The sequence below is a fragment of the Microbacterium wangyouchuni genome (genome assembly GCF_054072595.1).
Map to the genome: position 1 here is coordinate 1 of NZ_JBSVRM010000013.1, position 21028 is coordinate 21028.

At 65.1% G+C, this 21028-nt stretch carries 19 protein-coding genes; 13 read left to right on the top strand and 6 right to left on the bottom strand.

Annotated features, from left to right (window positions below):
- Positions 1-99: 99 nt before the first annotated feature.
- A complete protein-coding gene (locus tag ACW5CM_RS15960; protein ID WP_438255880.1) occupies positions 100-717 on the bottom strand; it encodes a LysE/ArgO family amino acid transporter in 618 nt (205 codons plus the stop codon).
- Between the two features lie 70 nt (positions 718-787).
- On the opposite strand from ACW5CM_RS15960, the gene ACW5CM_RS15965 reads away from it, so the two are divergent.
- Positions 788-1675: a LysR family transcriptional regulator ArgP gene (locus ACW5CM_RS15965; protein WP_457125601.1), complete on the top strand. Its 888-nt coding sequence runs from the start codon at positions 788-790 to the stop codon at positions 1673-1675.
- A gap of 1 nt (position 1676) precedes the next feature.
- Here the strand turns inward: ACW5CM_RS15965 and ACW5CM_RS15970 are convergent, their stop codons facing one another.
- The 4 genes from ACW5CM_RS15970 to ACW5CM_RS15985 form a co-directional block, all read right to left on the bottom strand.
- A complete protein-coding gene (locus tag ACW5CM_RS15970; protein WP_457125602.1) occupies positions 1677-2150 on the bottom strand; it encodes a MarR family winged helix-turn-helix transcriptional regulator in 474 nt (157 codons plus the stop codon).
- On the bottom strand, positions 2147-3802 hold the full coding sequence (locus tag ACW5CM_RS15975; protein ID WP_439256511.1) for an MDR family MFS transporter: 1656 nt from the start codon (positions 3800-3802) through the stop codon (positions 2147-2149). The genes ACW5CM_RS15970 and ACW5CM_RS15975 overlap by 4 nt, the downstream gene beginning before the upstream one ends.
- Positions 3803-3939: 137 nt before the next feature.
- A complete protein-coding gene (locus ACW5CM_RS15980; RefSeq protein WP_438255876.1) occupies positions 3940-4620 on the bottom strand; it encodes a YqaJ viral recombinase family protein in 681 nt (226 codons plus the stop codon).
- A gap of 124 nt (positions 4621-4744) precedes the next feature.
- A complete protein-coding gene (locus ACW5CM_RS15985) occupies positions 4745-6109 on the bottom strand; it encodes a glucose-6-phosphate dehydrogenase (protein ID WP_438255875.1) in 1365 nt (454 codons plus the stop codon).
- Positions 6110-6166: 57 nt separating this feature from the next.
- On the opposite strand from ACW5CM_RS15985, the gene ACW5CM_RS15990 reads away from it, so the two are divergent.
- The 4 genes from ACW5CM_RS15990 to rplL all read left to right on the top strand — a co-directional run bounded on the left by ACW5CM_RS15990 (position 6167) and on the right by rplL (position 10499).
- Positions 6167-7957, top strand: a complete 1791-nt coding sequence (locus ACW5CM_RS15990; RefSeq protein ID WP_457125603.1) for a glycoside hydrolase family 15 protein — start codon at positions 6167-6169, stop codon at positions 7955-7957.
- A gap of 241 nt (positions 7958-8198) precedes the next feature.
- A complete protein-coding gene (locus ACW5CM_RS15995; protein WP_457125604.1) occupies positions 8199-9179 on the top strand; it encodes a hypothetical protein in 981 nt (326 codons plus the stop codon).
- A gap of 402 nt (positions 9180-9581) precedes the next feature.
- Positions 9582-10070, top strand: a complete 489-nt coding sequence (rplJ, locus tag ACW5CM_RS16000) for a 50S ribosomal protein L10 (RefSeq protein ID WP_438255872.1) — start codon at positions 9582-9584, stop codon at positions 10068-10070.
- A 48-nt stretch (positions 10071-10118) separates the two neighbouring features.
- Positions 10119-10499 carry a 50S ribosomal protein L7/L12 gene (rplL, locus tag ACW5CM_RS16005; RefSeq protein ID WP_438255871.1) on the top strand — a complete coding sequence of 127 codons (381 nt, stop codon included), beginning with the start codon at positions 10119-10121 and terminating at the stop codon, positions 10497-10499.
- A 154-nt stretch (positions 10500-10653) separates the two neighbouring features.
- Here rplL and ACW5CM_RS16010 read toward each other — a convergent pair whose 3' ends face one another.
- Entirely contained in the window at positions 10654-11664 is a 1011-nt protein-coding gene (locus ACW5CM_RS16010) for a LacI family DNA-binding transcriptional regulator (RefSeq protein ID WP_457125605.1), read from the bottom strand.
- Positions 11665-11938: 274 nt separating this feature from the next.
- Here ACW5CM_RS16010 and ACW5CM_RS16015 point away from each other — a divergent pair, with 274 nt between their 5' ends.
- The 8 genes from ACW5CM_RS16015 to ACW5CM_RS16050 all read left to right on the top strand — a co-directional run bounded on the left by ACW5CM_RS16015 (position 11939) and on the right by ACW5CM_RS16050 (position 20881).
- Complete coding sequence (locus ACW5CM_RS16015) at positions 11939-13267, top strand: ABC transporter substrate-binding protein (RefSeq protein ID WP_457125606.1); 1329 nt, start codon at positions 11939-11941, stop codon at positions 13265-13267.
- Positions 13268-13373: 106 nt separating this feature from the next.
- Positions 13374-14513: a carbohydrate ABC transporter permease gene (locus tag ACW5CM_RS16020; protein WP_457125607.1), complete on the top strand. Its 1140-nt coding sequence runs from the start codon at positions 13374-13376 to the stop codon at positions 14511-14513.
- Positions 14510-15469 carry a carbohydrate ABC transporter permease gene (locus tag ACW5CM_RS16025; protein ID WP_438255867.1) on the top strand — a complete coding sequence of 320 codons (960 nt, stop codon included), beginning with the start codon at positions 14510-14512 and terminating at the stop codon, positions 15467-15469. Before ACW5CM_RS16020 ends, ACW5CM_RS16025 begins: the two co-directional genes overlap by 4 nt.
- A gap of 30 nt (positions 15470-15499) precedes the next feature.
- A complete protein-coding gene (locus ACW5CM_RS16030) occupies positions 15500-16879 on the top strand; it encodes a cystathionine beta-synthase (RefSeq protein ID WP_457125608.1) in 1380 nt (459 codons plus the stop codon).
- A 166-nt stretch (positions 16880-17045) separates the two neighbouring features.
- Positions 17046-18200 carry a cystathionine gamma-synthase gene (locus tag ACW5CM_RS16035; RefSeq protein ID WP_438255528.1) on the top strand — a complete coding sequence of 385 codons (1155 nt, stop codon included), beginning with the start codon at positions 17046-17048 and terminating at the stop codon, positions 18198-18200.
- 192 nt (positions 18201-18392) lie between these two features.
- The gene (locus ACW5CM_RS16040) at positions 18393-19622 is read left to right on the top strand and encodes a multidrug effflux MFS transporter (RefSeq protein ID WP_438255532.1); all 1230 of its coding nucleotides are present in this window, start codon (positions 18393-18395) and stop codon (positions 19620-19622) included.
- Positions 19623-19655: 33 nt separating this feature from the next.
- Complete coding sequence (locus ACW5CM_RS16045) at positions 19656-20291, top strand: phosphatase PAP2 family protein (RefSeq protein WP_457125609.1); 636 nt, start codon at positions 19656-19658, stop codon at positions 20289-20291.
- Positions 20288-20881, top strand: coding sequence for a GNAT family N-acetyltransferase (locus ACW5CM_RS16050; protein WP_457125610.1), 594 nt, complete (start codon positions 20288-20290; stop codon positions 20879-20881). The genes ACW5CM_RS16045 and ACW5CM_RS16050 overlap by 4 nt, the downstream gene beginning before the upstream one ends.
- Positions 20882-21028: the final 147 nt, after the last annotated feature.

Consider the following 21028-nt stretch of genomic DNA (forward strand, 5'->3'; position numbering starts at 1 on the left):
GGGAGAGTAGGACACCGCCGAACTTCTTTTAGACAAAATGGCCACCCAACGCTGGGTGGCCATTTTGCGTTAACGTGCGACTGCGTCGCAGCCTCGTCATCACGGGGTAAATACAGGCAGCAGCAGGTTGACGGCAATGGTCACCATAACTACGGCGATGACGGCATCCACGATCCGCCATGCCTGGGGCGTGCGCAGCCAGCGGCCGAGATAGCGGGCACCGTATCCGAGTGCGCTGAACCACACGACGCTCGCGAGCACAGCTCCGCCGGCGAAGAGCCATCGTGCCTCGCCGTGGGTGGCGGCGATCGAACCGAGCATGAGCACGGTGTCGAGATACACGTGCGGGTTGAGCCAGGTCAGAGCCAGAACCGTTCCCAGTACCGGGAGCAATCTGCTCGAGGTCGGCTCGGCGTCGATGCGCAGACCCTTCTCCGTGCCCCGGAGAGCGCGTCGCGCCGCGAGTGCCGCATAGCCGAGCAGGAACAGGGCTCCCAGCACGCGAGCGACAGCGATCAGCCAGGGCGCGCTCTGCAGCAGGAATCCAAGCCCGGCGACACCAGCGATGATGAGCGCAGCATCCGACAGCGCACAGACGGCCACCACGGCGAGAACATGCTGACGCCGGATGCCCTGCCTCAGCACGAATACGTTCTGCGCGCCGATAGCGATGATGAGTGAAAGCCCGAGCCCAAGCCCGGCGAGAAATGAGATCACGTCTCGACGTTATGCCGCAGTGCTCATAAGAGCCAGCGATCAGATCTTCAGTCACATTAGTGTGGCTTATATGGCTGGTATCTCCGCAGAGCTCGCACTCACCGTCGCCGCGATCGTCGATGGCGGCAGCCTGGATGCGGCCGCCCGAACGCTGAACATCACGCCGTCGGCGATCAGCCAGCGGCTGAAGGCCCTGGAACAACAGCTCGGTCAGGTGCTCATCGTCCGAGCGAAGCCGGCTCTCGCGACCGCAGCGGGCGAAGCCGTAGTCCGAATGGCACGCCAGGTCGCGCTGCTCGAGCACGAGACGCTCGCCGCTCTCGGGCTGGATGCTGCTGGCGCACGGGTGAGCGTGCCATTGGCCGTCAACGCGGACTCGATGGCCACCTGGTTCCTGGCGCCGCTGTCGCGTCTGGCCGAACGACTCGACATCGACTTCGATCTGCACCGCGACGACCAGAACTTCACCGCACGGCTGCTCGAATCAGGTGAGGTCATGGCCGCGGTGACCTCGGAAGCCACGCCGGTCACCGGATGCTCGGTGACGCCACTGGGCATCTTCCGATACGACGCTGTGGCGACACCGCGGTTCGTAGACCGCTGGTTCGCCGAAGGAATCAACGTCGAGGCACTGCGCCGGGCGCCATTCGTCGATTTCGACCGGCGCGATTCGCTGCAGCACACCTGGCTGCAGTCGTACGGGCTCGACGAGCACGGCATCCCGCGTCATTATGTTCCGGCCTCGCACGACTTCGCCGAGGCGGTCCTGCTCGGCCTGGGCTGGGGGATGCTCCCGACCCCGCAGGCGACTGCTGCCGTGGCATCCGGCTCTCTGATCCATCTCGGCGGCGAACCCGTTCGCGTACCGCTGTACTGGCAGCAATGGAACCTGCGTTCAACGCTGCTCGACGACATTGCCCGCGAAGTCGGCGCCGAAGCGGCACGGGTGCTCGACTGACTCAGCCTTCGCGCGCAGAGGCCGTCAGACGGTGCAGCAGCGTAGACAGCGTCTTGATGTCCTCGAGCTCCCACGCTCCTAGGCTCCGAAGCAACCTGCCCTCCTGGGGGCGGCGGGCCTGAGCGAGGCGCTCCAGGCCCTCTGTCGTCGCAGAGATCAGCGTGGAGCGGCGATCGGCCGGGTCTGGTGTGCGCTCGATGAGGCTCAGCTCTTCCAACTCCCGCACCGTGCGGCTGAGCTGCCCCTTGTCCATCTGCAGCACGTCCGCCAGCGTCGAGGCCGTGCTCGACTCGAGGCGGACGATGGTGGTGAATGCCTTGTATGCCGTGGGCAGCATGCCCGGGCTCAGCCGTTCGGCGTTCTCCATGACGACTCGACGGAAGTGCGTGATCAGCTCACCGAACTCGGATTCCAAACCGGTGATCGCGGTGATTCGTTCCTCATCGAGCGCGGAACGAGCGCTGTCGCCGGTCATGAGTCGTTCTCGGGACGGTGCACGGGAATGGATCCGGTCTCAGCCGTGGCCACCGCGAGTTCGTTCTCTCGACGCTGCTGCCTGGCGCGTTCGATGTTGTTCTGCTTGATCAGTGGCTTATTGGGCAGGAATGCGATGGCGATCAGACTCAGCACAGCCAGCGGCACGCCGATGAGGAATGCGTGCGAGATTGCCTGTGCGGAGATGTCCTCGATGATCACGCGGATGGTCTCCGGCATGTCGCGGGTGGTCGGGAGCGCACCCGAAGCGAGCTGTTCGGCAATGGCCTTGCCCTGGGCACCGAGCTCGGCGATCGCCTCAGCGATCTCCTTGCTGCGGGCAGTCACCTGCTGAGCCATGCTGCCGGCGAGTACGGAGCCCATCACCGCGACGCCCGTGGTGCCGCCGACGGTGCGGAAGAAGTTCACGCCTGAGCTTGCGACACCGATCTCCTGCGGGCCGGTGGTGTTCTGCACGACCAGCACGAGGTTCTGCATCGTCATGCCGGTGCCGGCGCCGAGCAGGAACATGTAGGTGCCGACCAGCCAGAGCGACGTGTCGTACTGCAGTGTCGATAGCAGGGAGGTGCCAGCGATCATGAGAATGGCGCCGGTGACGAGGAAGCTCTTCCACTTTCCGGTGCGGGTGACGAGCTGTCCGATCACGGTGGACGAGATCAGCATGCCGGCTGCCATCGGAATGGTCAGCAGGCCGGCCTCGGTCGGGCCGTAGCCGCGCGAGACCTGCATGTACTGCGCCAGGTATACCGAGGTGCCGAACATCGCGACACCGATGGAGATGGATGCGAGCACCGAGAGCGTGAACGTCCGGTTGCGGAACAGCGTCAGGGGGATGAGCGGCTCGGCGACCTTCAACTCCACCACGATGAACAGCGCGGTGGCGATCAGAGCGGAGCCGACCATGATCAGCGTTTCCCAGCTCAACCAGCCGTAGGTCGAGATGTTGGAGACCCAGACCAGCAGCAGGCCGGCAGCGACCGAGAGCAGCACGATGCCGAAGTAGTCGATGCGGATCTTCGCGGCACGGATCTGGTCGATCTTCAGGGTGCGCACCAGCACGATGATCGCCAGGACGCCCAGCGGAACGCCGACGTAGAAGTTCCAGCGCCAGCCGACGCTGTCGGTCAGGACTCCACCCAGCAACGGCCCGCCGACGGTGGCGACGGCCATGACACCGGCGAACAGGCCCATGTACTTGCCGCGTTCACGCGGGGAGAGGATGTCCGCCATCAGCACCTGGCTGAGAGCTGCGAGCCCACCGCCGCCGAGGCCCTGGAATCCTCGGAACATGATGAGCATCTCGGTGTTCTGCGAGAATCCGGCGCCGGCGCTGGCGAGCACGAAGATCACGAGCGCCAGGATCATCAGGTTCTTGCGGTTGACGAGGTCGGCGAGCTTGCCCCAAATGGGGGTAGAGATGGCCGTGGTCAGCAGGGTCATCGTGATGACCCAGGTGTACGAGGTCTGCGTGCCGCCGAGTTCGGGAACGATGATCGGCAGCGAGGTTCCGACGACGGTGGTCGACACCATCGAGCAGAACATCGCCAGCATCAGGCCAGACAGTGCCTGCAGCACCTGACGGTGGGTCATGCGAGCAGCCGTCGACGCGGTAGGTGGGTTCTGAGCGCTCATGCGCACCTTTCGACGAGAGGTGGGATGGCACGGCAGCACTGACGCGCGAAAGTTGAGAAAAGTCAACCTTAGAAGAGGAGTTGACATTTGTCAACTATCGGTGAGAGCGGGATGGATGCCGCGGGAAGCGCGGTTGGTCAGTCAGCCAGAGCGAGGGCGCGGAAGGCATCGCGCTCGCGCAGCGACTCACGCCGGCTGGCGGCATCGGCGCTGTCGACACTCGGCGGGCGCTGCCCGGTGGTGCGGTGGTAGAGCTCGTCGATCAGCCGGGTGGCGAGTCCGACCAGTGTGTTGATCTCGCGGTCGTCGCGGTCGATCCACACGCACCGGGGCTCATCGTGGATCGGGCGGAAGTTGTCGTGCTCTTCCCAGATAAACAGGGTCCGCTCCGCGCCGAGCACGTGCTGCTGCCACCAGACCTGCCGCAGATAGGTGCGGGGAATCGTGCGCCAGTTCTTATTCGTCGTCTTGATCTCGGCCAGCATGATGCGGCCTGCGGCATCCTGCACGACGCCATCCGGCGTGGCCAGATGCCGGTGCTCGCTCTCTGCGCGGAACAGTGCGGATGACGGATGGATGCCGTGCGTGGCGGCAACCCACGCGGCGATCTCCGGCTCGCGCCGCCGACCATGATCGGTGTAGGCGTTGCCACCGAAACGGGGTCCGCCGCCGAGTTTGGAGTCTGCGGCGCGCTTGATGGAGATCTCGCTCGTCAATCCCGCAACATCGGTCGCGGTGATGCCGCGCGCTCGTGCCCGGAGCCAGGCGACGCGGTCGCGGGAATCCGCAACGATACGAGCCTGAAGTTCCGGAGTCACCATTCGAGGCTACCCCGAGCGGACGACACCCCCGGCCCAGCCGCGCCGGGTTCGCGCCGCCTCGCGCGGCCCGGCGCGGCCCCGCGCGTCGGGCGTGCTGGCCGTGGAGTGTGCGTCGTTGCGCTCAGCGTCGAACGGCCCAATCGGCCGGTCCGCTCGATCCTGCGGCGTACTCTTCCAACGGGACCTCCCCGCGTGACCAGGCATCCCTCACCGGTTGCACGATGCGCCAGCACTGCTCCGCAGCATCCCCGCGCACCGACAGCATCGGGTCGGCATCGAGGATTCCGGAGAGCACCTCGGCATAGGCCAGCAGGTCTCCGGCACCGAGGTCGGCGGAGAGCGTTGCGCGCTCGAGCACGAACGGATCAGCGGCGCCATTGAGGTTCATCTCCAGCGAGATCTTGTCGGGCCCCAGCGAGAAGCGCAGGATCGCGCCATCCGCGGATCCGGTAAGTCCGACCGGGACGTGCCGCACCGCGCGGAAGGTGACGACGATCTCGCGCGCCGGGTCGCTCAGGGCCTTCCCGGAACGCAGCGTGAACGGCACCCCGGCCCAGCGGCCGTTTCGCACCTCGAACGTCGCCTCGGCGAGGGTCTCAGTGCCACGCTCGGCATCGACGCCCGGCTCATCGACATACGAGGGCTTGTCGACACCGTCGACGCTGCCCGCGGTGTACCGCGCGCGGCGGGATGCGGATGCGGCATCCTCGTCCCAAATCGTCGTCGCCCGCAGCACTGCTGAGGTCGCCTCGCGGAAGTCTTCCTGCCCCAGCGTCGCGGGCTGCTCCATCGCCAGCACCGCCATCACCTGCAGCAGGTGGCTTTGAATCATATCGATGAACGCGCCGGCATTGTCGTAGTAACCAGCGCGTCCTTCCAGCCCCAGCTTCTCGTCATAGACGATCGCGACCGACTCGATGCTCTCTGCCGACCAGAGCGGCTCCAGCAGCCGGTTGGCGAAGCGCGCGCCGAGCAGGTTGAGGGTGGTGGATTTTCCGAGGAAGTGGTCGACGCGGAACACCTGATGTTCCGGCACGAGCACGGCCACGCGCTCGTTGAGGGCGCGAGCGCTGGCCTCGTCGGTGCCGAAGGGCTTTTCCAGTGCGAGCATCGCACCTGCTGGAATCATCTCCGGGGTGAGGACCTCGCACGCGGCGGATGCGATCGACGGCGGCACGGCGAAGTAGATCGCCACCTGCCCCTCCAGTCCCTTCAACAGATTGCCGAGATCGTCGGCCTTCGTGATGTCGGTCTGGCGGTACTCGACAGTGACGCGCTCGGTGGCGGTACCAGCATCCGATGTCGCGAATGAGGTCTGCACGACCTGGCGCAGATCATCATCACTCCAGTCCTCGGTGCCTGCGCCGATCAGGCGCACCCGACGATTGGTTTCGAGCGTGAGCAGCTGTCCCAGAGCTGGCAAGAGCAGCCGGGCAGTGAGGTCACCGGAAGCGCCGAGGATCACAAGCGTTGTTGAGGTCTCCATGCGCCCACCGTAACGCTGCCCGTGCGCATCGACTAGAGGCATGCAACAATCGGTGAGATGCCAGCTCCTATTGAGGATTACGCACTGCTCAGTGACTGCCGCACAGCGGCACTGGTCTCCCGCGAGGGCAGCATCGACTGGTTCTGTCCGCCGCGGTTCGATGCGCCGTCGGTTTTCGGAGCACTGCTGGGGGACACCTCACACGGATGCTGGTCGCTGCGGCCGCAGGATGGTGATGCGACCGTCCGTCGTTCCTATCTGCCGGACACCTTCATCCTCGTCACGCGGTGGGAGACGGCCACCGGCGTGGCCGAGGTACAGGATTTCCTCGCTATGACGGATGATCGTACCGACGTGGTGCGTCGCGTCATCGGGGTCAGCGGCACAGTCGATTTCACGACCGAGCTGCGCCTGCACTTCGACTATGCGCGCACTCTGCCCTGGGTGCGACAGATCGGCACCGAGGATGAGCCCGCGCTGAGCGCTATCGCGGGACCGGACGCCGTTGTCGTCCGAGGAATCAGGTTCACAGCATCCGACCATGCGCACACAGCGACGTTTGCGGTGTCAGCGGGGGTTACTCGCGATCTGACTCTCGGGTGGCACCCCTCGCACGACGATGCGCTGGTAACACTCGATGTCGACGCAGCCATCGCCCGGACGCGATCGTGGTGGCAGGGGTGGGCGAGCTCTATCGCCCACGACGGTCCGCATCGCGACGCGGTGATCCGCTCACTGCTGGTTCTGCGTGCGCTGACGAACCGCGACACGGGAGGCATTGTGGCGGCTGCGACGACGTCGCTGCCCGAAGACTTCGGCGGATCGCGCAACTGGGACTATCGATTCGTCTGGCTGCGCGATGCTGCGCTGACGCTCGAGGCGCTCATCGCGCACAGCTTCCTGGAAGAGGTGCACCACTGGCGGCGCTGGTTGTTGCGGGCGGTTGCTGGCGATCCGGACGAAGTGCAGATCATGTATGGCATCGCCGGTGAGCGCGACCTCGCCGAGCGGGAGCTGGACAGTCTTCCCGGGTATGACGGGGCAGCGCCGGTTCGCATCGGCAACGGTGCCGTTGATCAGTACCAGGGCGACGTGATCGGCGAGGTGCTGGTCGCACTGGAAGCCGCGCGAATTGCCGGACTCGATGAGTCGGAGTTCTCCTGGCCCCTGCAGCGTGCTCTGATCGGTCGGGTGGTGGTCGGGTTCGATGTGCCGGACAACGGAATCTGGGAGATCCGCGGGGAGCCGCAGTTCTTCACGCACTCGCGCGTGATGATGTGGGCGGCATTGGATCGTGGTGTGCGTGCGGTGACCGAGCACGGCATGACCGGGGATGTCGAGGCCTGGACGCGTCTGCGCGAGCAACTGCGTGCTGAGATCGACGAGCGCGGTGTTCACGCCGATGGCTATTTCGTGCAGCACTACGGCACCGACGAGGTGGATGCTTCGCTGCTCACTCTTCCCCAGGTCGGGTTTTGTGCGGCCGATGATCCGCGGATGCTGCGCACAGTCGAGCAGATGGAGCGCACCCTCGTCCGCGACGGGTTGCTGATGCGGTATCGCGCAGCATCCGGGGTGGACGGCTTGGAAGGCGGAGAGCATCCGTTCCTCGCCTGCAGCTTCTGGCTCGTGGAGCAGTATGCAGCCAGCGGCCGCCTCGACGAGGCCACGGCGCTGATGGATCGGTTGGTCGGGCTCTCCAACGATGTCGGGCTGCTCTCGGAGGAGTACGACGTCGGCGGGCAACGGCACGCCGGCAATACCCCGCAGGCTTTCTCGCACCTCACGCTGGTGCGCGCGGCGGATGCCCTTGCCGGGCACAGTGGCCGCGCCGCCGACCGGCACTGACCCCGCTGCCTCGCCCCTTCTGTCGTCGAGGCTCCGGGGCGTCGCCGACGCCCCGGGATATTTGCGCAGTTTCGAGGGAGCGTCGGCGCTACCTGGGAGCGCCGACGAATGATGGCTGAAGAGAGCGGACAGTAGCCGACGTCGCGCGACTGGTTCTGCACAGATTCCGGAACGTGGCCATAATCCACCGAACGTGGATTTCACGCCGTGGCCCCGAAGCATCGACGGGCAGGGTAACGGGATGCGCCGGACAATCAACATCGCACAAGCGAGTGTGCTTCTGCGCTCTCGCGAGGACATGCTTCACAGCGGTCTGTCCGAACGAGGCCTGCACGCTTTAGTCGCCAGCGGCGCGTTTATCCGCGTGCGCCGTGGTTGGTATGTGGATGCTGTTGAGTGGAAGCAGCTGTGGATCGAAGGGCAGCACCTGCTTCACGTGCTGGCGGCGGCGCGCAGCGCGGGTGGCAGAGGGCCCGTCTTCTACGGAGTCTCCGCCGCAGTTGTGCTGGGGCTTCCGCTGTATCGACTGACACCGAAGAACGTCCACATTCTGATCTTTGGTAGGCGCCACGGGCGGACGGTGTCGAACATCGCGCAGCACAATGTCGAGGTCAGAAGTGAAGACATCATCGAGGTCGACGGCATCCGCTGCACGTCACTGGATCGAACCGTGCTGGATCTTGCCTGCTCACTGTCTCCCGAGGCTGCGCTGTCTATTGCGGATGCAGCGCTGCGCCGCGTCGCCGTGCGCGGGCAGCAACAAGACCCAGACCTCGCGGCGCAATGGCATGACCGCCTCGGAGAACGCGCGGCGGTTCTGAGGGTGCGCGGTATCCGGCAGGCGCGTGACTTGTTGTCGTTCGCCGACGGGCGGGCACAGCTCCCAGGCGAGAGCGTCAGCCGCCTTCACCTGAGGCGTCTGGGGTTCACGGATATCGACCTGCAGACCCAGGTCATGGGGCCTGCAGGCGAGGTTTACTGGATGGATTTCGCCTTTCGTGGCGCACGATCCTTCGGCGAGTTCGACGGTAAGGGAAAGTATCTCGACCCCGACCTTGCAGGTGGGCGGGAAGCCGGGGCTGTCGTCCTGGAGGAGAAGGCGCGCGAGGATGCTGTTCGTGGCGTGACAGGGTGGGGAGTGGTCCGCTGGGGGTCAGAGCACATCCGGACGGCGGGCGACCTGGGCTCACGTCTGGCGTCCTTCGGTATCCGTCCGTGCTGAGTGCGCTGCGGTCCGGCGCAGCAGAGTCGGTAGCATCCGTCGTCGCCCCCGGATGTCGCCGAGGCTCCGTGGTATTTGCGTATGCAACTGGGGGTGTGGGCGGTAAGTCGGGGCGCCGGTCGGACGAGGAAGCGGGGGATGGCAGCGGCCCGCCGCGGCACCGCGCGGCCGCGATTTGGGGAGCGGCCGCACGTCAGGTAGTCTTATCTCAACCAAAGACCGCTGGTCATCATGTTGCGCGCAAGCGTGATGTGATTGAAGCACTGCTCAGCAGTGGGCCCGCGCAGGTGTCACGAACTTTTCTCAGCTCCGTGCGCTTGCGCCGGAGCTTTTTTGTTGCAGCTGCGGTCCAGGTCGATGCCGCACCACCGTGTGGCATCTCGTACCCACCAAGGAGTGACCATGGCGCAGAAGGATGCATCGGTTGCCGAGCTCACGAAGTCATTCGAGAACTCGAACGCCGTCCTGCTGACCGAGTACCGCGGTCTGACGGTTGCCCAGCTCAAGGAGCTGCGCAACAGCATCCGTCAGAACGCTGAGTACGCCGTGGTGAAGAACACGCTGACCAAGATTGCCGCCAACAAGGCGGGAATCTCCTCGCTGGACGACGACCTCAAGGGTCCGTCGGCTGTCGCGTTCGTGCACGGTGACTTCGTCGCCACCGCGAAGGCTCTGCGTGACTTTGCCAAGGCCAACCCGCTTCTCGTGATCAAGGGCGGCGTTTTCGAGGGCAACGCTCTCACCGCCGACGAGGTCGACAAGTACGCCGCGCTGGAGAGCCGTGAGGTTCTGCTTGCGAAGGCTGCGGGCATGATGAAGGCAACGATGGGCAAGGCTGCGGCCACCATCGACGCTCTTCGCGAAAAGCTGGAGACCGCCGCAGCCGCGTAAGCGACTGGCGTTCTCGTTCTACAAAACCACCAATCTAGGAGATACATCATGGCGAAGCTCACCACTGAGCAGCTGCTCGAGCAGTTTGCAGACCTCACCCTCGTCGAGCTCAGCGAGTTCGTGAAGGCGTTCGAGGAGAAGTTCGACGTCACCGCTGCTGCCCCCGTCGCCGTTGCCGGTGCTGCTGGCGCAGGCGCTGCTGAGGCCGAGGAAGAGAAGGACTCGTTCGACGTCGTTCTCGAGGCTGCTGGCGACAAGAAGATCCAGGTCATCAAGGCTGTCCGCGAGCTCACCTCGCTCGGCCTCGGCGAGGCCAAGGCTGTCGTCGACGGTGCTCCCAAGGCTGTCCTTGAGGGCGCTAACAAGGAGACCGCAGAGAAGGCCAAGGAGACCCTCGAGGCTGCTGGCGCAACGGTTACCCTCAAGTAATCACTTCTGCTTTGCACGAAGGCCCCGGGCTCACGCCCGGGGCCTTCGTCGTCCCCGCACTCCTTTTCCCCTGCTTGCGAGTGGGCGCTCGTGGCTCAATTTTCGCGAAAAACCGAGCCACAAATGGCCACTCGCAAGCTTTTTGGGGGCGGGGCTAGGGGGAGCGGGGCGGGGCGGAGGAGTTGCGGACTACGAGTGCCGAGACGGCGACGACGTGCTCCTTTTCGGCATGCGGATGCTGGAGCTGCTGAACCAGCAGTCGAACGGCGGCGTTACCTTGCTCGCGCGGCTGCTGCCGGATCGTCGTCAGAGCGAACATCTCAGCGTGCTGATGATCATCGATTCCGACGACGCTCAGCTCGGTGGGAACAGCAATCCCCAGCCGTCGCGCCGCGATGATCGTGCCGATCGCTGCCTCATCGCATACCCCGACAACCGCGGTCGGGCGCGTGCGCCGATTGCCGAGCAGATCAACGGACGCCTCGTAACCGCTGGGCATGCTGGTGCCGGAGGCGCTGATCACAATGTGCTCGCCGAGACCTGCGGCATCCATCGCCCGTCGATAGCCCTCCAACCGACGCGCGTCGCCAAAGCCCAAAGTGGCGGACTCCGTCGCTGCCCCGACGAAGGCGATCGCGGTGTGTCCGAGGTCGATGAGATGCTCGGTGGCGATCTGCGCGGCAGCGGCATCGTCAATGGATACGGTGCTCGTGCCCTCGTGATACGGCCCCACGCTCACCAGCGGACTGCCCAGGCCGCGCAGTCGGTCCAGCTCGTGCACGCTGGATTGAATGCCGACGGCAATGATCCCGTCGAACCTGCGCCGCGGCAGGATCGTGTCGAACACCATGTGGCGCGTGGGGGAGTGCTCGGCAAGACCGTACAGCGTGAGGTCGTAGCCGTGTTCGAGTAGCGACTCTTGGATGCCCGTGAGCATCTCAGAGAAGTACCAGCGATCGAGGCGCGGCACGATCACTCCGACCGCATGTGTGCGACCGGTGGCCAGACTCGTCGCCGAAGAATGGGCGACGTAGGAGAGCTCGGCGGCAGCCTTCTCGACCAGCATGCGCGTCGCATCGGCCACGTAGCCGTGCCCGCTGAGCGCGCGGCTCGCGGTGGCTTTGGAAACACCGGCACGGGCGGCGACATCCGCGATCGTGCTCATGGTTCCTCCCGGCGGCGGTGAGCGCGACGGTGCGCTCACAGCATCCGAGCACAGCGTAGTCCGCATCCTGAGCAAAAGGAACCGGTTCCACATTGGCGGTGACGGGAGCGCTCCCAAAAAAATCCCGGATGCCGTCGAAAGGTTGTCAGCTTGTGACCATCTTCCATTGTGCCGGGCACCGCAGGACAGTAGGTTGGGCCTGGAAGCGGTTCCCGAATCGTCTGCTCAGGCGGCGTCACACGCCGGGAACGTGAACTCGAAGAGGAGAAGTCACATGGCACTGTCACAGCGTTATCGGCGCCTCGCGCCGCTCGCCCTGCTTGGGGCAGCGGGCATCGCGCTTGCAGGATGTGGAGCTCCGGGCGCGCCCGCGGGCGGCGGCGACGGCGGAGGCGGCGGAGAAGGCGAGTCCAGCACCGTCACCATCTACGGCACGATCGTCGACAGCGAAGCTGAACTCATGCAGGAGTCGTGGGCCGACTGGGCCGAAGAGAACGACATCGAGATCAAATACGAGGGCAGCCAGGACTTCGAGACGCAGCTCGGAACCCGTGCACAGGGCGGCAACCCGCCCGACATCGCAATTTTCCCGCAGCCCGGTCTGTTCGCAGACTTCGCTCAGCGTGACTTCCTCAAGCCCGCACCCGAAGAGGTCGAGAGCAACGCCAACGAGTACTGGACTGAGGACTGGGTGAACTACGGCACCTACGACGGCACCTTCTACGGTGCGCCGCTGATGGCGAACGTCAAGGGTTGGATCTGGTACTCCCCGGCGAAGTTCGCCGAATGGGGCGTCGAAGTTCCCGAGACACTCGGCGATATGACCGCGCTCACCGAGACGATCCAGGCCGCCACCGGCACGCCTGCATGGTGTGCAGGCTTCGAGTCCGGCACGGCTACCGGCTGGCCCGGCACCGACTGGATCGAAGACTACGTGCTTCGTCAGGCTGGCCCCGAGGTCTACGACCAGTGGGTCACCAACGAGGTGCCCTTCACCGACCCGCAGATCAAGGCGGCGTTCGACTCGGTCGGCGCGATCCTGCTGAACCCGGCGAACGTCAACGCAGGATTCGGTCCTGTGCAGTCGATCAACTCGACCGCGTTCGGAGATGTCGCCCCCGCGCTCGCCGGTGGAGAATGTGCTCTGACGCACCAGGCGTCGTTCCTGTCGGGTTTCTTCCCCGATGGTACGAAAATCGCTGAGGACGGCGACGTCTGGGCATTTATGCTCCCGGGTGAGAGTGCAGACGACAAGGCAGTGACCGGTGCCGGTGAGATCGTCGGCGCGTTCAGCGACAGCGAGGCCACGCAGAAGGTGCTCGCGTACCTGTCCAGCCCCGAGTGGGCGAACAGCCGCGTGAGCCTAGGCGGTGTCACCTCCGCGAACAACGGCCTCGACCCGGCCAACGCACAGGACCCGATCCTGCAGGAGACCATCAAGATCCTGCAAGACCCCGACACCACGTTCCGCTTCGACGCCAGCGACCTGATGCCGGGCGCTGTCGGTGCGGGCACGTTCTGGAAGGGCATGGTCGAGTGGGTCAACGGCACGTCGACCGATGAGGTCCTCGCACAGATCGAGACGGGCTGGCCGGCAGGCTAATCCGACTCTTGGCGGGTCGCCCTCGGGCGGCCCGCCAACTCTGGTCCCCGGCAACGATGCCGAGGACCGATGATGATCTGCACAGTGTTGTAAAGGGGACTACTCCGTGACCGCGATCGACTTCTTTCAATGGATCGGGACGCTCCCGGCGGTGCTGCAGGCGGTGGTCCTTGTCATCGCCTTCGCCATCGTCGTCGCCCTGATCCTGTTCCTCGTGGACATCGCTCCACGAGCCGGCACCTGGTACACCGTCGCACGACTGGCGATGTGCGTGCTCGTGCCACTGGCTGTGATGTGGTTCTTCCGCTCCTACTACTGGGCGATGGGCGTCGCCGTTGTCGTCGGCGCCGTGTTCTTCCTGCTGGACTACCGCTCCCGGGCCGGCAAGGGATATCTGATCCAGCTGGTCGCTTTCCTGGCGCCAGCATTCCTGCTGCTTCTGGTCGGGCTCATCCTGCCGTCGCTGCAGACCTTCGTCGCCTCATTCCTGAACTCCTCCGGAAAAAGCTTTGTCGGACTCGCCAACTACACCTGGATCTTCGGGCAACCCGACGGCATCCGTGTCGTGGTGAACACCATCGTCTGGGTGCTCGTCGTGCCGACCGTGTCGACCATCGTCGGTCTTGCCTACGCGGTGTTCATCGACCGCACCCGCGGGGAGAAGATCTACAAGGTCCTCGTCTTCATGCCGATGGCGATCTCGTTCGTCGGCGCCGGCATCATCTGGCGCTTCATGTACGAGTACCGCGGCCCGCAGTACGAACAGATCGGTTTGCTCAACCAGCTCATCGTCTGGTTCGGCGGGGAGCCGCAACAGTTCCTGCTCAACGCCCCGTGGAACACGCTGTTCCTCATTATCGTACTCATCTGGGTGCAGACCGGTTTCGCGATGGTGATCCTGTCGGCGTCCATCAAAGGCGTGCCGATGGAGCTGCTGGAGGCCGCAGAGCTTGACGGCGCGAATGCCTGGCAGCGTTTCAAATCCGTCACGGTGCCCGCGATTCGACCGGCGCTCATCGTGGTGCTGACAACGATCTCGATCGCCTCGCTGAAGGTCTTCGACATCGTTCGCACCATGACCGCCGGAAACTACGAGACCAGCGTGCTCGCCAATGAGATGTACACGCAGTTCTCGAAATTCGAGGCGGGACGCAGTGCTGCGCTCGCCGTCATCCTGTTCATCCTGGTGCTGCCGATCGTCATATACAACGCACGCCAGATCCAGAAGCAGCGGGAGATCCGATGACTGACGTGAAGCACCCCATTTCGGAGAGCACCCGCGCGATCACCACGGGCGGGAAGCTGAGCGCCTCGGCAGGACGAACACGCAAGAAGCTGTCGCGGCCGTGGGCATCGGCAGCATCCATCGTCATCGCGGTTCTGTGGACCATCCCGACGCTGGGACTGTTCATCTCGTCGTTCCGTCCTCGTGACCAGATTCTCACCAGCGGCTGGTGGGAGTTCTTCCTGAACCCCCAGGTCACCGGCGAGAACTACGTCGATGTGCTGCAGTCCGGAACGACACAGCTGACGATGATCGAGTCCTTCGTGAACTCGATCGCGATTACGATCCCGGCCACCATCATCCCGCTGATGATCGCCTCCATGGCGGCGTACGCGTTCGCATGGATCGACTTCAAGGGCCGCAACTTCCTGTTCATCTTCATCTTCGCGCTGCAGATCGTGCCGATTCAGATGGCCCTGGTGCCGCTGCTGAGCACATTCTCGCGAGGTCTCAGCCTGTTCGGGTTGCAGATCACGCTGCCGCTGGGTGCCTCTGGCGGATATGCGCAAGTGTGGTTCGCGCACTCGATGTTCGCCTTGCCGCTGGCGATCTACCTGCTGCACAACTTCATGTCGGAGATTCCCGGCGAGATCATCGAGGCAGCGCGCGTGGATGGGGCATCCCGCGGGCAGATCTTCTTCCGCATCGTGCTGCCGCTGACCATGCCGGCGATCGCCTCGGTGGCGATCTTCCAGTTCCTGTGGGTGTGGAATGACCTGCTGGTCGCGTTGGTGTTCGCCGACGGCGGCGCTGCGCCGATCACGAAACTACTGGCCGAGATCACCGGAACACGCGGCAACGACTGGCACCTGTTGACCGCAGGCGCGTTCGTGTCGATCATCGTTCCGCTAATCGTGTTCTTCGCACTGCAGCGGTACTTCGTACGCGGACTGTTGGCGGGATCGACGAAGGGGTAATACAGCATCCGCCACCCGTACGCTTGATCCATGGACTACGCCGAGCACATCGCCGACCTCGTCGGCGGCACCCCTCTCGTGAAGCTGCAGCATGTCACAGCAGGCATCGAGTGCACGGTGCTGGTCAAGCTCGAATATTTGAACCCGGGCGGTTCGGCGAAGGACCGTATCGCCCGGCGCATCATCGATGCAGCCGAGGAAAGCGGCCAGCTGTCAGTCGGCGGAACGATCGTCGAACCCACCAGCGGCAACACCGGTGTCGGGCTCGCCCTGGTCGCCCAGCAGCGCGGGTACCGGTGCGTGTTCGTCGTGCCCGACAAGGTCGGTCAGGACAAGATCGACGTGCTGCGCGCCTACGGTGCCGAGATCGTCATGACGCCGACCTCGGTCGCTCCGGACAGCCCGGAGTCGTACTACAGCGTCAGTGATCGCCTCGTGCAGGAGATTCCCGGGGCGTTCAAGCCGAACCAGTACGACAACCCCAACGGTCCGCTCAGCCACTATGAGACGACCGGCCCGGAGATCTGGGAGGCCACCGACGGCCGGATCACGCACTTCGCGGCAGGTATCGGCACCGGCGGCACGATCAGCGGGACCGGGCGTTATCTGCGTGAGGTCTCTGACGACCGGGTGCGGATCATCGGCGTCGATCCCGAGGGCAGCGTCTACTCCGGCGGCACGGGCCGTCCCTATCTCGTCGAGGGCGTCGGTGAGGACATCTGGCCGGGATCCTACGACCCCGCCGTCCCGCATGAGATCGTGGCCGTCGACGACGCCGAATCCTTCGCGATGACACGCCGTCTCGCTCGCGAAGAGGCCATTCTCGTTGGCGGGTCCAGCGGAATGGCTGTGGTCGGCGCGCTGAGGGTGGCCAAGACTCTGCCAGCGGATGCCGTGATGGTGGTGCTGCTGCCGGACGGCGGTCGCGGCTACCTCTCGAAGATTTTCAACGACTCCTGGATGCGCTCGTACGGGTTCAGCGATGTCGAGGCGGGGGAGACCGTGGCCGACGTGCTCGCCGTGCGACAGGCGCAGGGATCGGGGCGCGGCATCCCGGAACTCGTGCACGCGCATCCGACCGACACCGTGCTCGACGCGATCTCCATGATGGCCGAGTTTGCCGTCTCGCAGCTCGTCGTGCTCAGCGCCGAGCCGCCAGTGATGATGGGCGAGGTTGTCGGCAGCGTCGATGAGAAGGGGCTGCTGGATCTGCTCTTCCGCGGCGAGGCGAAGCCGACAGATGCTGTCGCCGCACATGTCAGCGACAGCTTGCCCCTCATCGGCATCCATGCATCCGTCGATCAGGCGCGTGCGGCGCTCGCCGGAGCCGACGCTCTCCTGGTGACCATCGATGGCCGCCCGCACACGGTGCTCACCCGTCAGGACCTGCTCTCCTACCTCTCCCGCTAGCCCCCACCCCTCGCCACCCCCACCCCCTTGCGACTGGGCGTTTGTGGCTCCATTTTTCGCGATTTTTGAGCCACAAATGGCCACTCGCAAGCGGGGGAGGGGGAGCGGGGCGTCGCGGGGCGTAATGGGAGGGGCGGCGGCGGAGCCACGGTCGTAGGCTGAGGGCATGTCCGACCACGCTTTCGCTACCCGAGCCATCCACGCCGGTCAATCAGCCGACCCGCGCACCGGCGCGATCATCCCGCCGATCTACCAGGCCTCCACGCATGTGCAGGACGGCATCGGCGGCTTCCGCGAAGGCTACGAGTACAACCGCGCCGGAAACCCGACGCGCTCCTCCCTCGAGACGCAGTTGGCCGCGCTCGAAGGCGGCTCGCACGCACTGTCCTTCGCCTCCGGCCTCGCCGCCGAAGACGCTCTGCTGCGCGGGATCCTCCGCCCGGGAGACCATGTACTGCTCGGCAACGACGTCTACGGCGGAACCTACCGGCTGCTGACCAAGGTGCTCGCGCCCTGGGGCATCGAGACCACGACGGTCGAACTCGGCGATGCTGCAGCGATTCAGCAGGCGCTGCGACCCGAGACGAAGATCGTCTGGCTCGAGACGCCGAGTAACCCGCTGCTGAAGATCGTCGACATCGCGGCGATTGCAGAAATCGCGCACGCAGCCGGTGCCCTGGTGGTCGTCGACAACACCTTCGCATCGCCTGCCCTGCAGCAGCCGCTCGCGCTCGGCGCAGACCTCGTCGTGCACTCGACCACCAAATACCTCGGCGGACACTCCGATGTGCTCGGCGGCGCGGTCGTCTTTGCCGATGATCGTTTCTACGAGCAGATCAAGTTCCAGCAGTTCGCCGTCGGGGCGGTCTCCGCTCCGCTGGACGGATGGCTCACCACGCGCGGCATCAAGACGCTCGCCGTGCGGATGCGTCAGCACACCGCCAACGCGCAGGCGATTGCCGAATGGGCCGAGGCCCGCCCTGAGTTCGAGACGGTCTTCTACCCGGGACTTGCCTCGCATCCCGGCCACGAGATCGCGGCGCGGCAGATGAGCGGGTTCGGGGGGATGCTGTCACTCGCGCTGACTGCAGGACCCGCCGCCGCACGGGCATTCGCTGAGTCGACCGAGCTGTTCCAGCTGGCAGAGTCTCTCGGCGGTGTGGAATCACTGATCGGCTACCCGCCCGAGATGACCCACGCCTCCGTACGCGGCACCGAGCTCGCCGTGCCGGAAAACGTCGTACGACTGTCCGTGGGCATCGAAGACATCGCCGACCTCATCGCCGACCTCGAGCAGGGGCTCGCGCGCATCTCGGTCTGAGTTCCGTCGCGGGTCAGATCGCGCGCGTAGGATTGGGGAATCTTGAACGATTCAACACCCTCCCCGTCATCCACTCCTGATCCTCAGCGAACTCCGACCGGCAGCATCCGGGCCATCACCGGAACAATCCGCACCAGCACGCCCACGAGCGCCATTCGCACTCTCGGGGCGGATCCGGCGACCGCGCCGATCATGCTGCACCCGGGAGATGCGATCTCCAACGCGCGCCGGGTGCTATACATCATCGTGCTCGGGGCACTCACGGCGCTGGGCCCGTTCACGATCGATCTGTACCTGCCGGCATTCCCCGTGCTCGAGCAGGACTTCAACACCACATCGGCTGCGATCCAGCTGACACTCACCGGCACGATGATCGGCTTCGCCGTCGGTCAGCTGGTCGTGGGGCCGCTGTCCGACAAGGTCGGTCGGCGTATCCCGCTGATCGTCGTGACAGCATTGCACGTGCTGGCAAGCATCGCCGCAGCCGTCGCCCCGGATCTGCTGCTGTTGGGCGGCACGCGCGTGCTGATGGGTGTCGGTGCTGCTGCCGGTGGTGTTGTCGCGATGGCGATCGTCCGCGACCTGTTCGGCGGGCGCCGACTCGTCGTGATGCTCTCGCGGCTGGCGCTGGTGTCCGGTGTCGCGCCGGTCGTTGCACCCCTGATCGGCTCATGGCTGCTGGGAATCATGCCGTGGCGCGGTATCTTCGTCGTGCTCGCCGGTTACGGCGCGGTCATGCTGCTGTGCGCGATGCTGTTCATTCCGGAGACCCTGCCGAAGGAGCGCCGCAATGACCGCGGCAGCACCACGATCTGGCAGCGCTACCGCAGCGTCTTCAGCGACCGTGTGTTCGTCGGTGTGCTCATCATCGGCGCGATGACCTTCTCTGGACTGTTCTCCTACCTCTCCGCATCCCCGTTCCTGTTCCAGGAAACCCACGGTCTGAACGCGCAGGAGTACGGCTGGCTGTTCGCGGCCAACTCGGTCGGAGTCGTCGTCGGCGTGCAGGTCGCATCACGGCTGGCGGCCCGGTTCGGACCGCAGTGGGTGCTCGCATTCTCGACCGCCGTACTGTTGGTCAGCGGAGCCGCGATCGTGCTCGACGACCAGCTCGGCCTCGGATTCTGGGGAACGGTCATCCCGCTGTTCGTGTTCATGACGGCCTGCGGGTTCTCGTTCCCATGCGTGCAGGTGTTGGCGCTGGACCGCCACGGCAAGGCAGCGGGCACCGCTGCGTCAGTGCTCGGCGCGAGCAACAACGGCGTCGCCGCGATCATCTCTCCGGTTGTGGGGCTCATCTCGGCCGGCGCAGGAATCACCGCGACGACGATGGCCTCGGTGATGGTCGGATGCGCGGTCATCGGCATCCTCGCTCTCTGGCTGATCGTGCGTCCGCGTACGGTCGGAATGCTGAATCCGTAGCCTTTGCGCACGGTTCTGCGACAGAATGGGCGGATGACTCGTCCGGCACTGCTCTGGTGGGGCGTCGGCGCGATTCTTGCCGCGATCGCCCTGGGGTCCTCGCTCACTGCGGCAGGACCGGATGCTCCGATCGCGATCGACACTGGCTGGAACGCGTTGATGGTCAGCATCCGGTCCGAGTTTCTCGTTGGCCTTGCCGATGTGTTCAACCATGTCGGTGGCGGGTGGATCGCAACCTATCTGATCCCGTTGCTCATCGTCGCGGCGCTGCTGCTGGTGAAGCGCTGGCAGGCGGCGGTCTTCGTCGCTGTGACGCTGCTGGTCAGTGTCGGTGCGGTTCAGCTGCTTAAGAGTCTCTTCGGTCGTGCGCGGCCGGTGGACATGCTCGTCGCGAGCGATTTCGGTTCATTCCCCTCGGGGCATACAGCGAATGCGGCGACACTCGCGATGCTGGCGGTGCTGCTTTTTCCGCGGTTGTGGGTGGTGCTGATCGCGGTGTTCTGGACATTGGCGATGGCACTGTCGCGCACCGCGCTGTCGGTGCACTGGCTGACCGACACGATCGGGGGGATGCTCGTGGGCGCCGGGGTGACGCTGATCGTCGGCAGCATCATGGTGGTGTGGGCACAGGGTTCCCCGCCTCTGTCCGAGACGGAAGCGCCCCGGTGACGATCCGCCGGTATCGCGCGAGCGACCGCCCGGCGCTGTTCGAGATCTGCGTGAGGACAGCGGATGCCGGTGCTGATGCAACGGGGATCCTGAGCGACGACGAACTCTGGGGGCTGCTGTTCGCGGTGCCCTATGCCGAACGGCATCCGGATCTTGCCTGGGTTGTCGAATCCGCTGACGCGCGGACGATCGGATACATCGTCGCGACTGACGACACGGATGCTTTTGAGCAGTGGTTTCACGATGAGTGGTGGCCGCAGTTCGCCGCGCGTTTTCCTCGTCCGGTCGAGGCGGTGACGCGCGAGCAGAAGCTGATCACCTACGGCTACCAGCGCGGACCCGGGCGCGAGCGGAATGCGGCGGCGTACCCCGCGCACCTGCACATCGATCTGTTGGCCGAGACCCAGGGGCTGGGGCTCGGACGGCAGCTCATCGAGACCCTGTTCGCAGAGCTGCGCCGCCGCGGCGTGGCCGGGTTACACCTGGGAATGGACCCGGCGAACGCCGGTGCTGCCGCGTTCTATGAGCGGCTCGGCCTGGAGTCGCTGCCTGCCGAACCCGGTGGCCAGGCCTACGGCATCCGTTTCTGACCCGTCGCGTCCGTCACGTGTGCCGTGCGTGCAGGAAGACTCATGCTCCGGTCGCAATTGCTGCTGCTATTTCGCGGGCGGATTCATATGGTGGGAGCAACGCTCTGATTGAAGGAGCTGTTCATGGTCACGTTGTTTCCGCTGAGT